Annotated in this window: 12 protein-coding genes; 7 read left to right on the top strand and 5 right to left on the bottom strand. The window is 62.3% G+C overall.

Going from position 1 to position 14,075, the window contains the following annotated elements; translation table 11 throughout:
- Positions 1 to 99: 99 nt before the first annotated feature.
- Positions 100 to 1,164 carry an EamA family transporter RarD gene (rarD, locus tag LRQ04_RS01435; protein WP_235517217.1) on the bottom strand — a complete coding sequence of 355 codons (1,065 nt, stop codon included), beginning with the start codon at positions 1,162 to 1,164 and terminating at the stop codon, positions 100 to 102.
- Between the two features lie 116 nt (positions 1,165 to 1,280).
- On the opposite strand from rarD, the gene LRQ04_RS01430 reads away from it, so the two are divergent.
- The 6 genes from LRQ04_RS01430 to LRQ04_RS01405 all read left to right on the top strand — a co-directional run bounded on the left by LRQ04_RS01430 (position 1,281) and on the right by LRQ04_RS01405 (position 9,003).
- A complete protein-coding gene (locus LRQ04_RS01430) occupies positions 1,281 to 2,732 on the top strand; it encodes an FAD-dependent oxidoreductase (protein WP_235517216.1) in 1,452 nt (483 codons plus the stop codon).
- Between the two features lie 121 nt (positions 2,733 to 2,853).
- Positions 2,854 to 4,203, top strand: a complete 1,350-nt coding sequence (locus LRQ04_RS01425; protein ID WP_235517215.1) for a GAF domain-containing protein — start codon at positions 2,854 to 2,856, stop codon at positions 4,201 to 4,203.
- A gap of 96 nt (positions 4,204 to 4,299) precedes the next feature.
- Entirely contained in the window at positions 4,300 to 5,823 is a 1,524-nt protein-coding gene (locus LRQ04_RS01420) for an aldehyde dehydrogenase family protein (RefSeq protein ID WP_235517214.1), read from the top strand.
- A 42-nt stretch (positions 5,824 to 5,865) separates the two neighbouring features.
- Positions 5,866 to 6,876 carry an alcohol dehydrogenase AdhP gene (gene adhP / locus LRQ04_RS01415; protein ID WP_235518613.1) on the top strand — a complete coding sequence of 337 codons (1,011 nt, stop codon included), beginning with the start codon at positions 5,866 to 5,868 and terminating at the stop codon, positions 6,874 to 6,876.
- A complete protein-coding gene (locus LRQ04_RS01410; protein ID WP_235517213.1) occupies positions 6,876 to 7,292 on the top strand; it encodes a DUF779 domain-containing protein in 417 nt (138 codons plus the stop codon). Before adhP ends, LRQ04_RS01410 begins: the two co-directional genes overlap by 1 nt.
- A 157-nt stretch (positions 7,293 to 7,449) precedes the next feature.
- Positions 7,450 to 9,003, top strand: a complete 1,554-nt coding sequence (locus LRQ04_RS01405) for an APC family permease (protein WP_235517212.1) — start codon at positions 7,450 to 7,452, stop codon at positions 9,001 to 9,003.
- 126 nt (positions 9,004 to 9,129) lie between these two features.
- On the opposite strand, the gene LRQ04_RS01400 is transcribed toward LRQ04_RS01405, so the two are convergent.
- The 4 genes from LRQ04_RS01400 to LRQ04_RS01385 all read right to left on the bottom strand — a co-directional run bounded on the left by LRQ04_RS01400 (position 9,130) and on the right by LRQ04_RS01385 (position 12,641).
- On the bottom strand, positions 9,130 to 9,765 hold the full coding sequence (locus LRQ04_RS01400; protein WP_235517211.1) for a DUF2461 domain-containing protein: 636 nt from the start codon (positions 9,763 to 9,765) through the stop codon (positions 9,130 to 9,132).
- 112 nt (positions 9,766 to 9,877) lie between these two features.
- Positions 9,878 to 11,359 carry a catalase gene (locus LRQ04_RS01395; protein WP_235517210.1) on the bottom strand — a complete coding sequence of 494 codons (1,482 nt, stop codon included), beginning with the start codon at positions 11,357 to 11,359 and terminating at the stop codon, positions 9,878 to 9,880.
- 67 nt (positions 11,360 to 11,426) lie between these two features.
- Complete coding sequence (locus LRQ04_RS01390) at positions 11,427 to 11,849, bottom strand: Fur family transcriptional regulator (protein WP_235517209.1); 423 nt, start codon at positions 11,847 to 11,849, stop codon at positions 11,427 to 11,429.
- Positions 11,850 to 11,879: 30 nt separating this feature from the next.
- The gene (locus LRQ04_RS01385) at positions 11,880 to 12,641 is read right to left on the bottom strand and encodes a hypothetical protein (RefSeq protein WP_235517208.1); all 762 of its coding nucleotides are present in this window, start codon (positions 12,639 to 12,641) and stop codon (positions 11,880 to 11,882) included.
- An 85-nt stretch (positions 12,642 to 12,726) separates the two neighbouring features.
- Here LRQ04_RS01385 and LRQ04_RS01380 point away from each other — a divergent pair, with 85 nt between their 5' ends.
- Complete coding sequence (locus tag LRQ04_RS01380; RefSeq protein ID WP_235517207.1) at positions 12,727 to 13,998, top strand: MFS transporter; 1,272 nt, start codon at positions 12,727 to 12,729, stop codon at positions 13,996 to 13,998.
- The last annotated feature ends 77 nt before the right edge of the window (positions 13,999 to 14,075 follow it).

The following is a 14,075-nucleotide window of genomic DNA, read 5'->3' as shown; positions in this document are numbered from 1 at the left end:
GACATTGCGGTAAAAAGTCTCCGCAACTTTATGTCCGACTCCCGGGCCCCTCAGCAGAAATGAACAAAAGTGCTCATGGCTCCCGGATAGCGGAATCCCTTACGGGTGTGACGCCTCGAGCCGGGCTTTCTTCTTGAGCACGGAGTTTTTCCGCGTCGTCCGGAGCATGTCGATGGTCAGGAGAACCAGAGCGAGCCACACCACGCAGAAACCGATCCAGCGGGCCGTGGTCATGGTCTCGTTGAAGACTGTCAGGGCGACGATGAACTGGAGGACGGGGGCGAAGTATTGGAGCAGGCCGATGGTGGTCATGGGCAAACGGCGGGCCGAAGCACCAAAGAAGAGCAAGGGGACGGCCGTGATGACGCCCGATGCCACAAGCAACCAGAAGTGTCCGGCGCCGTGGGTGGTCAAGGTTGCGGCTCCCGATACGCCGAGGACCACCATGGTGATCGCGGCGAACGGGGCCAGCACCACCGTTTCAACCGACAGACTCGTGAGCGCGTCAACCTTGGGTCCTACGCGCTTTTTCACGAAGCCATACAAGCCGAAACTGAAGGCCAGGATCAGAGCGATCCAAGGAAGCTGTCCGTAGGAGAACGTCAGGACGCCAACTGCGACGAAGCCGATGCCCACCGCTGCCCACTGGAGGGGACGCAATTTTTCCTTCAGGACGAAGACGCCCAGCAGTACCGAGACCAGCGGGTTGATGAAGTACCCCAGGGACGTTTCGACGGCGTGTCCCGTGGTCACGCCGAAGGTGTAGGTGAGCCAGTTGATGGCGATCAGGCCGGCGGCCAACGCCAAAGGACCAAAGACGGACCGATCTTTGACTGCGGCACCGAAGACGCGCCACGCGCGGGTAATGGTGATGAGCAGCGCGCAGAAGATCAACGACCAGACAACCCGGTTGGCGACGATTTCCACGGCACTGGCCGGCATGAGAATGAAGAAGTAGAGGGGGAGCAGACCCCACAGCCCGTACGCGCCAATGCCGAACAGGACGCCCGCCGTCGATTCGCTCCTCACCGGTTTACCGGCGTTGCCGGTACCGCCGCCCTTGCCACCCGCCGTCGTTGACGTAGTTGTTGAGGAGCTTGGGATGATCTGTTCCGGAGTCGACACAATGTCGCCAACACCGTTCATGGGCGCAATATTCCGCAATCTTTATGAATTTCTGTGACTCCTGCCATATAAGCCTCCGGCCGCAGGGTCGACATCTAGAATTGAACCCTGCGCGCCCACCAACGGCGCGGCTCACTGCTTCGGAAGGGCTTACGGTGCCAAATTCAGCCGCAACCAATCGTCCGTTACGCGTTGCCATTGTTGGCGCTGGCCCGGCGGGTGTCTACGCCGCGGACATCCTTACCAAATCCAACGAGGTCAAGGACGGTGAGGTTGAGGTCAGCATCGATCTCTTCGAGGCATATCCGGCACCCTACGGCTTGATTCGCTACGGAGTTGCGCCGGATCACCCGCGGATCAAGGGCATCGTCAATGCCCTGCACAAGGTGTTGGACCGCGGCGACATCCGCTTCCTGGGCAACGTGACCTACGGCCGGGACCTGACTCTCCATGATTTCCGGGCGTTCTACGATGCCGTGATTTTCTCCACGGGTGCCATCAAGGATGCGGACCTGAACATCCCCGGAGTCCATCTGGAGGGTTCCTTCGGCGGCGCAGATTTCGTGTCCTGGTACGACGGACACCCCGATGTGCCCCGCGAGTGGCCCTTGGATGCCAAGGAGATCGCGGTCATCGGTAACGGCAACGTCGCCCTCGACGTTGCCCGCATGCTGGTCAAACACCCGGAAGAGCTGTTAGTCACCGAGATTCCGGACAATGTGTACGCCGGGCTCAAAAATTCACCCGTTACCGATGTCCACGTGTTCGGGCGCCGCGGTCCTGCGCAAGTGAAGTTCACCCCCTTGGAACTGCGGGAGCTTTCGCACTGCAAGGACGTGGACATCGTGCTCTACCCAGAGGATTTCGAATTCGACGAAGCCTCCGATGAAGCCATCCGCACCAACAACCAGATCAAGACCATGGTGAACACCATGACGAACTGGCTGGTGGAGGAGCACGCCGAGTCCGAGCAGCCCTCGTCCCGTCGCCTTCACCTTCACTTCCTGCACAGCCCCGTGGAAATCCTGGACTCACCTGAGACTCCTGGCAAGGTGTCCGAAATCAAGTTTGAGCGGATGGAACTTGATGGCACCGGCAACGTCAAGGGCACGGGGGAGTTCATCGAGTACCCGGTCCAGTCTGTCTACCGCGCCATCGGCTACCACGGCTCGCCGTTGGAGGAACTTGAGTACGACGCCCGCCGTGGTGTCATCCCGAACGACGGCGGTCGGGTCCTGGACGCGGACGGTAACCACGTCCCTGGTATCTACGCGACCGGCTGGATCAAACGCGGTCCTGTAGGCCTCATCGGCCACACCAAGGGCGATGCGCTGGAGACCATCGGCTTCCTCCTTGAAGACCGGCTCACGCTGCCGCCGGCGGAAAACCCGGATCCGCAGGCCATCATCGACCTCCTTGAAGAGCGCGGGATTGAATACACGACGTGGGAGGGCTGGAACCGCCTGGATGCCCATGAGGCCGCGTTGGGTGCGTCGTGGAGCGAAGCCGCAGCCGCGGCTGCCGGTGATGGTTCGGGCGACGGCGTGGTCCGCGAGCGCATCAAAGTGGTCCCGCGCGAGGAAATGGTCCGGATTTCGCGCGGCTGACCCTGGAGTTTTTGTCCACGTGGCCGCTCCGAGGGCGTTGGCTGTACAAAAACTCCGGCTCCCGAACTAGACTGCTGGGTACTGTGCCGCCCACCACATGCACGGTACCCAGGGGAGTTCGATGAGGAATCCAATCCATCCGCCGGTTCCAGGCGACACCGCGGAATTGGTGCAGAGGCGTGCGCTGGCAGGCCATGAGCGCCTGAATCACAGCGGCCTCCTGGACGATGAAGGCATCGTTGGCCTGCGTCGCCTGGTCCGTGAGTCCTGGCAGCGTTCTGCGACCCTGCAGGCCAATCCGGACGTCGCCGAGGCGCCCCTTGCGATGGACAGGGACGAACTCGAGGAGTATCGCAGGCAGCATCCGTTGGCTGCGATCATGCCGGTGATCAAGAAGCTCCTGGTCCAACCCAGCCATGACAGTGGTTTGTTGGTGGCGGTAGGAGACGATGTCGGGCGGCTCCTGTGGGTTGACGGCGACCCTGTGATGCAGCGGCGCGCCGAGGGCATGATGTTCGTGGCCGGCGCGGACTGGTCCGAAGCCTCCGTTGGGACCAGCGCCCCCGGAACTGCCTTGGCCCTGGACCGCAGCATCCAGATCTCCGGTGCCGAACATTTCAAACGGTCCGTTCACCCGTGGAGCTGTACAGCCGTGCCGTTCCATGACCCTGATTCGGGTGCCGTGCTGGGCGTCGTGGACATTACCGGCACGGAAACAGCAGTGGCGCCGCACACCCTGTCCCTGGTGGAGGCAACCGTTGCTGCGGCCCAGGCACAGTTGCGTATTGAGCGGCTCCAACTCGCCGCAGCCATTCGAGACAAACCACGACGGCGGAGCGCGCCTTCAACGTCGACCCAAACCACTGGTGCGCTGTACCGGAACAGCTTGCAATTGTTGGGTCGCGATCAGGCGTTGCTGAGCATTGATGGCCGAACCGTCTCCTTGTCAGCCCGGCACAGCGAAATCCTGGCGATCCTCGGTAACCACCCTTCCGGGTTGAGCGCCGATGACCTTTGCGCCCAGTTGTACCCAGGAGACGGTTCTGCCGTGACGCTGCGAGCCGAGATGGTGCGGCTCCGCAAGGTCATCCAGGGGCTCAGCCCCGATGCTGTTCCCGAGTCCCGGCCGTACCGTTTGCCCGTGGAATTGCTGCCCGACTCCGGACAGGTCCTGAACTGCCTGCAACGCGGCGCCCACCGCATCGCCTTGGAAATCTACAAAGGTGCTGTCCTTCCGCGGTCGGAGGCGCCCGGCGTCGTGCTGTTGCGTGAACGTGTCTCGCACTTGATGCGTGAGGCGTTGCTCAGCGACGGGAGCGTCGATTCACTCCTCAAGTATGCGGAGCTGCCGGAGGCGAGGTACGACGTCGACCTCCGTCTGGCGGTGCTGAAGCTGCTGCCGCCGCGCTCACCCAAGCGGGCCGCCGTCGTGGCCGACCTTGAACGGATCGAAGCGGACATGACTGCGTGAGCTGAATCACAGGGTTGCAACGTAACTGCAACCTCATCGCTCCTAGGCTCGGATCAATGGCGACAGCCACCGTGATTCGCAGCAAAGGAGCTAGCAATGACCGTTTACGCACAGCCGGGTGCCGAGGGTTCGAAGGTCACCTTCAAGGACCGCTACGAGAACTGGATTGGCGGAGAGTGGGTTGCCCCGGTCAAGGGCGCCTACTTCGAGAACATCACCCCGGTCACGGGCAAGGCCTTCTGCGAAGTTGCCCGCGGAACATCGGAAGACATCGAACTCGCACTGGACGCCGCCCACAAGGTTGCGCCGTCCTGGGGCAAGACCTCCGCCGCTGAGCGGGCAGCGATCCTGAACAAGATCGCCGACCGCATCGACGAGAATGTGGAGCTCCTTGCGGTTGCGGAGACCTGGGACAACGGCAAGCCCGTCCGCGAGACCCTCAACGCCGACATCCCCCTGGCCGCCGACCACTTCCGCTACTTCGCCTCTGCTGTGCGAGCACAGGAAGGCCACCTCTCCCAGCTGGATGAGGACACCACGGCTTACCACTTCAAGGAACCACTGGGCGTTGTTGGCCAGATCATCCCGTGGAACTTTCCCATCCTCATGGCTGTTTGGAAGCTGGCCCCGGCGCTCGCGGCCGGAAACGCCGTGGTGCTCAAGCCCGCCGAGCAGACGCCGACGTCAATCCTGGTTTTGATGGAGCTCATTGGTGATCTCCTTCCGGCGGGTGTGGTGAACGTGGTCAACGGCTTCGGCGTCGAGGCCGGCAAGCCGCTCGCTTCGAGTTCCCGTATCCGCAAGATCGCCTTCACGGGTGAGACCACCACAGGCAGGCTCATCAGCCAGTACGCGTCGAACAACCTCATCCCCGTCACCCTGGAACTTGGTGGCAAGAGCCCCAACATCTTCTTCGACGACGTCGCCGACCAGAACGACGCCTTCTACGACAAGGCGCAGGAGGGCTTCACCCTCTTCGCGTTCAACCAGGGAGAGGTCTGCACCTGCCCTTCCCGGGCCCTGGTCCAGGAAGGTATCTACGATTCCTTCATGGCCGACGTCACGGCCCGGACCAACAGAATCATCCAGGGCAACCCGTTGGATACCGATACCCAGGTTGGTGCCCAGGCCTCCAACGACCAGCTGGAGAAGATCCTGTCCTACATCGACATCGGAAAGCAGGAAGGCGCCAAGCTCCTCACCGGTGGCGCCCGAGCCGAACTGGACGGGGACTTCGCCGGGGGCTACTACGTCCAGCCCACCATTTTCGAAGGCCACAACCGGATGCGGATCTTCCAGGAGGAGATCTTCGGACCGGTGGTGTCCGTGACCAAGTTCAGCGATTACAACGACGCCATCGGAATTGCCAACGACACCCTTTACGGGCTTGGCGCCGGCGTCTGGTCGCGCAACGGAAATGTCGCCTACCGCGCAGGCCGGGAAATCCAGGCCGGCCGCGTGTGGGTCAACAATTACCACGCCTACCCGGCAGGTGCCGCTTTCGGCGGCTACAAGTCCTCAGGTATTGGCCGTGAGAACCACGCCATGATGCTGGACCACTACCAGCAGACCAAGAACCTCCTGGTCAGCTACAACGAGAACAAGCTCGGCTTCTTCTAAACCGTCTTGTCTACCGATCAAAGGAGATCGTCAATGACCACCATGCAAGCTGCAGTCGTCACCAAGTTCGGTACCGACCTCGAGATCAAGGAAATGGAAAGGCCGACGCCGGGTCCCGGCCAGGCGCTGGTCCGCCTCATCACATCGGGGGTATGTCACACCGACCTGCACGCCGCCGAAGGCGACTGGCCGATCAAACCGACTCCTCCTTTCGTGCCGGGGCACGAGGGCGTTGGCGAAGTAGTTGCCTTGGGTGAAGGAGTCACGGACGTGGCAATCGGGGACTTGGTGGGCAACGCCTGGCTCTGGTCCGCGTGCGGCGACTGCCAATATTGCCGCACCGGCTGGGAGACCTTGTGCGAGTCCCAGCAGAATGGCGGCTACAGCGTCGATGGCTCGTTTGGTGAGTACATGCTGGTGGACACCAGGTTCGCAGCGCGCATCCCGGAGGGTTCGGATCCGGTGGAAGTGGCGCCTGTACTGTGCGCCGGTGTCACTGTCTACAAGGGTTTGAAGATGACGGAGACCAGGCCCGGCCAGTGGGTCACCATCTCGGGCATTGGCGGTCTGGGGCATATCGCGGTGCAGTATGCGGTGGCGATGGGCCTTCGGGTGGCAGCGGTGGACATCGCAGACGACAAACTGGCGCTGGCGAAAGAACACGGTGCCGAGCTGACCGTCAATGCCCTCCATGAGGATCCGGCCGAGGTCATCCAGCGTGAGACCGGGGGTTGCCACGGCGTGCTGGTGACTGCCGTGCATCCATCCGCATTTGGGCAAGCCATTGGCATGGCCCGTCGCGGCGGAACAATTGTGTTCAACGGTCTTCCTCCGGGGGATTTCCCTGCCCCGATCTTTGACATTGTTCTCAAGGGCCTCACCGTACGCGGTTCCATCGTCGGTACCCGGCAGGACCTCGAGGAAGCACTGGAGTTCTATGCCCAGGGGAAGATCAAGCCGACGGTCTCCACCCGTGAGCTCTCCGAGGTCAACGCGGTCTTTGACGAAATGAAACACGCCAAGATCGACGGCCGAGTGGTGCTGAAGTTCTGATGAACAACACCAGCTTGGAAGCTGCGGTGACGCTGCCAGGGGAAGACTTTTCCCGGGTGGCGCTCACCGCAGCGTCCGTGGAACTGCTGCGGAAGCTATGGGAGCAGCATGGCCCGCTGATGTTCCATCAGTCCGGTGGTTGCTGCGACGGTTCCGCGCCCATGTGCTACCCGGCGGGGGAGTTCCTGACCAGCGATTCCGATGTTTTGCTGGGCCGGTTCGACCTTGGGTCCGACGGCCAAGCGCAACCGTTGGAGTTCTGGATGTCCAAGGAACAGTTCGCCTACTGGTCCCACACGCACCTCACCGTGGACGTGGTTCCGGGACGGGGCAGCGGTTTCTCGGTGGAGTCCCCGGAAGGGAAGAGATTCCTTATCCGTTCCACCCTGATGGACTGGGACGTACCGAGCACGTGAAAGGTGTGACGGAGGCTACCCGCCTTCGTCACACCAGCCACAGGAGTCACGGAGTCTCGGGGCGCGTCTCACTATTTGGGATAAATGTGGCCGTCCATTGGCCGGACACTATCCTTGATGAGTCCTATACCACTCCCATCCAGAATGTGGCATTTTTATGAACATTTTCAGGACCAAGTCGATCGAGCAGTCGATCGCTGATGCCGACGAACCCGGGCGCAAGCTGAAACGCAGCCTCAGCACCTGGGACCTCATGATCATGGGTGTCGCCGTAGCCGTCGGTGCCGGCATCTTCTCCGTTGGTGCGAAAGCCGCCGCAAACTTTGCAGGCCCGGCCGTCACCATCTCCTTTGCCATTGCCGCCGTCACCTGTGCGCTGGCCATCATGTGCTACGCAGAATTCGCTACGGCCATCCCGGTGGCAGGCTCAGCGTACGTGTTTACCTACGCCACCATGGGCGAAGTCCTCGCGTGGATCATCGGCTGGAACCTCATCCTTGAGCTGTTCACCGCCGCTGCCGTTATCGCGAAGTACTGGGGAATCTACCTCAGCACCGTCTTTGGCCTGATGGGCGTGGACATGCCGCCGTCAGTGAGCGTTGGCGGCGTTGACCTTTACTGGGGCGCTTTCCTTATTGTCGCGATCTTCACCGTGCTGCTGGTGCTGGGGACAAAGTTGTCCGCACGCGTCGGCAACGTCTTCACGCTGATCAAGATCGCAGTGGTGCTCTTCGTGATCGTTGTTGGCTTCAGCTATGTGAAGTTCTCCAACTACACGCCGTTCGTCCCGGCCTCGCAGCCCACTGATTCCGGAGCTGCCGATGTCATGAAGCAGTCCTTCTTCGGCTTCCTCACCGGCGCCGCCCCGGCCCAGTACGGAACGTTGGGCGTCTTCGCCGGCGCCGCTCTGGTGTTCTTTGCCTTCATCGGCTTCGACGTGGTGGCAACCTCCGCCGAAGAGGTCAAGAACCCGCAGAAGACCCTGCCGCGCGGCATCTTCGGTGGCCTGGCCGTTGTTACGTTGCTTTACATCCTGGTCTCCCTGGCGCTTACCGGCATGGTCTCCTACACGCAACTGGCAGAGGTCAAGAACCCAACCCTGACCACAGCCTTCGAGGCCGTCGGCAACACGGATGCAGCCAAGGTCATCGCGTTTGGCTCCCTGGTTGGCCTGACCACCGTAATCATGGTGCTCCTCATGGGCCTGTCCCGGGTTGTCCTTGCCATGAGCCGCGACGGCCTGCTGCCGCGCTCCCTGTCCAAGACCAGCGACAAGCGCTCCACTCCAGCCCGTCTGCAGATCATCTGTGGTGCCGCAGTGGCAGTGGTGGCCGGCGTGACCAAGGTGGATCTGCTCGAGGAAATGATCAACATCGGTACGCTCTCCGCATTCGTGATGGTCAGCCTGGGCATTTTGGTGCTGCGCAAGAAGCGCCCGGACCTGAAGCCTGCCTTCCGTGTCCCTCTCGGCAAGGTCATCCCCTGGGTCTCCGCTGTACTCTGCCTTTACCTGATGACCAACCTGGCTGTGGAAACGTGGATCTTCTTCGCGATCTGGCTGGTTATCGGCATGGTCATCTACTTCTCCTACGGCCAGCGCCACTCACGCCTCAACGAGAGGTTCGCTTCTGCCAAGGCTTCTGTCAACGCTCCGGCCGGAAGCAAGCAGTCCAAGGGCGACGAGGACGAAGACACCTTCACCAAGGTCTGACACGACCTACGCCTGACCGTCAGAGCGGCTGCCTGTCAGAGCGTCTGCCTGTCAGACAGCCATGACGAATCAGCCACAAAAGCGTCCGGAAACAACAGTTTCCGGGCGCTTTTGGGTGTCACCACCCTACGGCGCTGCATGCTCACTGACCCACTCCACCAAAGGCCTCAGCACTTCCCAGCGGGCAGCGATCTCATCCTTGGCCCCGGGGGTGGCCAACCATTCAGGCTGGCCCACCTCAACGCCCGCTGACAGGGACTTGTGTTTGAGCAGCTCAGCCCGTGGGTGGTCCTTGTCGAAGCCCCGGGGTACGGTCTTCAGCTTTTCGCCTTCGATGACGAAGCCTGACGCCGCCACAGCATCAACAATGCCCTCCAGTTCTTCACCACTGGCAGGAGCGTCCACTGCGGCCCGGAAACGTGCGAGCTGCGCCGGCGTGTGGGAGTGGTATCCGCCGCCAATCAGCAGGCCATCCGCGCTGATCTGGACGTAGAACCCCACACCTTCCTGGGTTGCCGCGAAGGCTCCCTGCGCTGTCTTATACGGTGACTTGTCCTGGGAGAACCTGATATCCCTGTTCGGCCGGAAGATCTTTGCCGGGCCGAACTGCGGCTCCAGCTCCGAAAGGAGGGCCGTCAGCGGTGCCTTGACCTCGTCGTCGTACGTTGCTTTATGCTCCAGCCACCACTCACGGTTGTTGTTCTCTTCAAGCTCCTCGTAGAAGCGGAATGCGGCCGGGGAAATGCCTTTGAATGTGCTCATGCAAGGATCCTATGAACCGCGCGGTGGTCGGAGCCATAGGTTCAAAGCGCTATGTGGAAAAAGAAACACCCCGTTGCGGAGATCCGCAACGGGGTGTTCCTGAAGGCAACGCTTAGAGCTTGTTGGCTGCTTCGGCGTCGGACTCGGTCTGGCCTGCGCCGAGGTTGGCGCGGAGCTTGGCGCCGAGGTCGGCGTCAACGTTGGTCCAGTACTGGATGGCGCGTTCCTTGATATCGGCGTTCTTCACGCCGCCAACAGCACCGGTGATGGTGTCCAGGAGGCGGGCCTTGGCGGCGTCATCGTAGACCTCGCGGTACAGCGTACCGGCCTGGCCGAAGTCGTCGTCCTCAGCGTGCAGGGTGTGGGCGGCGAGGGTGAGCTCGCCGTCGTTCTCCCAGCCACCTGCGGGTGAGGTGGGCTCGACAGCAGCCGGGCCACCCACGGAGTTCGGTGCGTAGACCGGCGTGGAGGGGGAGTTGAACAGGTAGCGTCCCTGTCCGTCCTGGCTGTAGTTGTTCACAGCGTTCTTCGGCTGGTTCACGGGGATCTGCGCGTGGTTGGTGCCAACGCGGTAGCGGTGTGCATCCGCGTAGGAGAAGATGCGGGCCTGCAGCATCTTGTCCGGGGAAGCAGCGATGCCCGGTACGAAGTTCGACGGCGCGAAGGTGGCCTGTTCGATCTGCGCGAAGTAGTTCTCCGGGTTCTTGTTCAGCTCCATGGTGCCCACGTGGATCAGCGGGTAGTCCGAGTGCGGCCAAACCTTGGTCAGGTCGAACGGGTTGAAGCGGTACGTCTTGGCGTCTTCGTACGGCATGACCTGGACGTGCAGTTCCCAGGAGGGGAAGTTGCCGGCGTCGATGTTTTCCTTGAGGTCGCGGATGTAGAAGTCCGCGTCCGAACCGGCAAGCTCTTCAGCCTGGTCGCCGGTGATGGTCTTGACGCCCTGGTTGGACTTGAAGTGGTACTTGACCCAGAAACGCTCGCCTGCGGCGTTGATCCACTGGTACGTGTGCGAGCCATAGCCCTGCATTTCACGCCAGGAAGCCGGGAGGCCACGGTCGCCCATGAGCCAGGTGACCTGGTGTGCGGACTCGGGAGACAGGGTCCAGAAGTCCCACTGCATGTCGGCGTCGCGCAGGTGGCTGCCCGGGAGGCGCTTCTGGGAGTGGATGAAGTCCGGGAACTTGATGCCGTCGCGGATGAAGAAGACGGGGGTGTTGTTGCCAACGAGGTCGTAGTTGCCCTCGGAGGTGTAGAACTTCACGGCGAAACCGCGGGGGTCGCGCCACGTGTCGGGGGAGCCGTTCTCGCCTGCGACGGAGGAGAAACGGATCAGCATCTCGGTCTCGGCGCCCGGCTGCAGGAAAGCCGCCTTGGTGTAGGCCGAAACGTCCGAGGTGGTCTTGAACGTACCGAATGCGCCGCCGCCCTTGGCGTGCACTACACGCTCCGGCACCCGCTCGCGGTTGAACTGTGCGAGCTTTTCCACCAGGTAGTGGTCGGTGAGGATGATGGCACCGTCAGCGCCGACGGACTTCGAGTGCGCGTCGGAGGTAACGGGGGCACCTGACTGGGTTGTTGAAATGGCAGTCATTGTTCTCCTATTTCTATTTCTGAGTTACGGAAGTTGCGGGAAGCTGTTGTTTGGACTGGCAGTCCTGTCAGATGCCTTGGTACAGGACATCTGCGATCTGGATGGTCATTGGCTTGGAGTTTTCATCCCAGTGCGGTGTGAGGCACGGGGCGTGTCCAACGGCGCAATCCACGTCTTCCACCCTGCCGCAGCTGATGCACACAGCGTGGTGGTGGTTATCGCCAACCCGGGTCTCATAAAGCGCCGGGGAGTGCGGAGGTTCGAAGCGGCGCAGCATCTGCAGGTCCGTGAGATCGCTAAGCACTACATAAACGGACTGCGCCGTCAGTTCAGGAAGCTCTTTGCGGGCAGCAGCAAGGATGCCTTCCGCCGGGGAGTGCGGGTGGTGCTGGACGGCGGCGAGGACTGCCAGACGCTGTTTGGTCACACGCCGGCCGTGGGCATGCAGGGCTGCGGCCCATTCTGCTTGCTCGGCTGTGTGATCGGTCATGTATTCAGTAAAACACTTATTATGAGGAGTTCACAATAAGGCAAGACTAACTTCGGGTGAACACAGCAAAGACTCCAAGGGATTCGCTTCCTCTGCGGCCGACCGTCCCATTGCATGGACGCGTACTGTGGCCCCGTTGTCTGGCGCCAGGCAGCTGAACCCGCTGAGCCCGCCGGCCAGGGGCAGCGAGCCCAGGGCAGCGCCCATGGCCAAGAGCTCCGCCGGAGAGACTTCCGCGATCGACCCCACGGCCCTGATCGGTTGGATCACTGCGTGGTTGCGCCCCGCGCCCGTCGATTCAACCAGCCCGCCCGGGTCCAGGACAGGCTCGACGGCGGTACCCACCCCGTCCGGCAACGGAGCCGTTGCTGCTGGTCGGGCACGTACCAGCGCATCCCTGATCGCATCGTCGGTTGCTTCCAGCCGTTCCAGCGGTTCCCCCACGCGTCGGTGCGCCGGCAACAGCAACTGGTGTCCCGGCGTCGTGGTTTCACCCGGTCCACGCCCGAAGAGGTGGAAGGTGGGTGTGGAGGATTCGGCGACGGGTTCGCCGATCGCAGCACCGAGCGGGTGCCAACGGTAGCTGAACATGATGGGGCAACGGACAACGCCCATGACATCGCGGAGTGCCGTCCGGATCAGGTTGTGGCAGAGCAGCCAGTCGGTCGCCGAGGGGTAGGCGAACTCCGTGGAAGGGTCAGACAACCTGAGCAGCACATGGCCGGCGGTGAGGGGATGGCGCGGCCGGGCTATCTCCCAGAAGGCCGAACGGTACAGCAATCGTCGCGACATGACGTGTCAACTCCCTCCCCGGGGTGAGCCTACCAAGCAGGGAGCCGCGTGCGGGAGGCGCCCTCATGCTGGTTAGGGTTGGACGGTGGCGAAACTACTGGCAGACATCACTCCGTTGAAGGAGAGTCCCGCTTTCCGACGACTCTGGCTGGGAGCCTCGGTGGCCGCCATTGGTACCCAACTGACGTTGGTGGCCGTCAGCCTGGAGGTTTACAGGCTGACCCAGGAGAGCTTCTACGTTGGTCTACTGGGGATCTTCGCACTGGTTCCCTTGGTCATTGCAGGGCTCTACGGAGGCTCTGTCTCGGATGCCTACGATCGCCGCAAGGTGGCGATCATCGCTTCACTGGTCCTCTGGGCAACCACGGCAGGACTGGCGTTGCAGGCCTGGCTGGGGATTGGCAACATCTGGATCCTCTACGCCCTGGTGGCGATCCAAAGCGGAGCGCAGGGCATCAACGGTCCGGCCCGTAGCGCCATCATTCCGCTCCTTGTCCGGAAGGACCTGCTTCCGGCCGCCAACGCCCTGAGCATGCTGACCTTTGGCTTGTCCATGACGGCCGGACCACTGCTGGCCGGTGTCCTCGTTGCCACCATCGGGTTTGGTTGGACCTACACCATTGACGTCATCAGCTTCACGTTTGCCCTCTGGGGGCTCTTCCTGCTTCCGCCACTGCCACCGTCCAAGGACGCGGTGCGGCCGGGGCTGCGTTCAGTGGTGGAAGGCTTCCGCTTCCTGGGAACCCGGCCCAATGTCCGCATGACCTTCATCATCGACCTCATCGCCATGATCTGCGCCCAACCCAGGGCGCTCATGCCTGCCATTGGCGCCGTCATGATCGGCGGAGGCGAAACAACGGTGGGCGTATTGCTGGCGTCCACAGCCGTGGGGGCCTTCCTTGCCGGGCTCTTCTCCGGGCCCCTCGGCCGGGTACGGAAACAGGGGAGCGCCGTGGTGTGGTCCGTGGTTGGCTGGGGAGCCTCGATTGCCGGATTCGGACTGGTGGTGCTGCTGGCCGGGGACTCGGGCCGTGAAGGCGTCACGCCCTGGTTGCTGCCTGCGGCCCTGTGTTGCGCGCTCGCGGGGATCTCCGACTCCATCAGTGCCGTCTTCCGCACCACCATTCTTCAGTCGGCTACCCCCGACCATCTCCGGGGACGGCTCCAGGGCGTCTTTATTGTGGTGGTTGCGGGCGGACCGCGGGTCGGCGACATGCTGGCCGGCGGGGTCACCCAGTTCCTTAGCGAAGGCGGGGTGCTGTTGTTCGGCGGGCTTTTGTGCATTGTCCTGGCATGGCTGACCACGCGCATCCAGACAGGCTTTGTCGCCTACGATGCCAAGCATCCCGTGCCCTAGCTCCGCCAACCGGGCCGCCGACGTAGGCTGATAACGGAACCCGGGGACCGGCGTCGGCGTTAATCCGTACAAAACCC

Source organism: Paenarthrobacter sp. AR 02 (assembly GCF_021538675.1).
Taxonomy (GTDB): domain Bacteria; phylum Actinomycetota; class Actinomycetes; order Actinomycetales; family Micrococcaceae; genus Arthrobacter.
The sequence above is the reverse complement of the archived record's forward strand: the minus strand, read 5'-3'. Positions and strand labels throughout refer to the sequence as shown.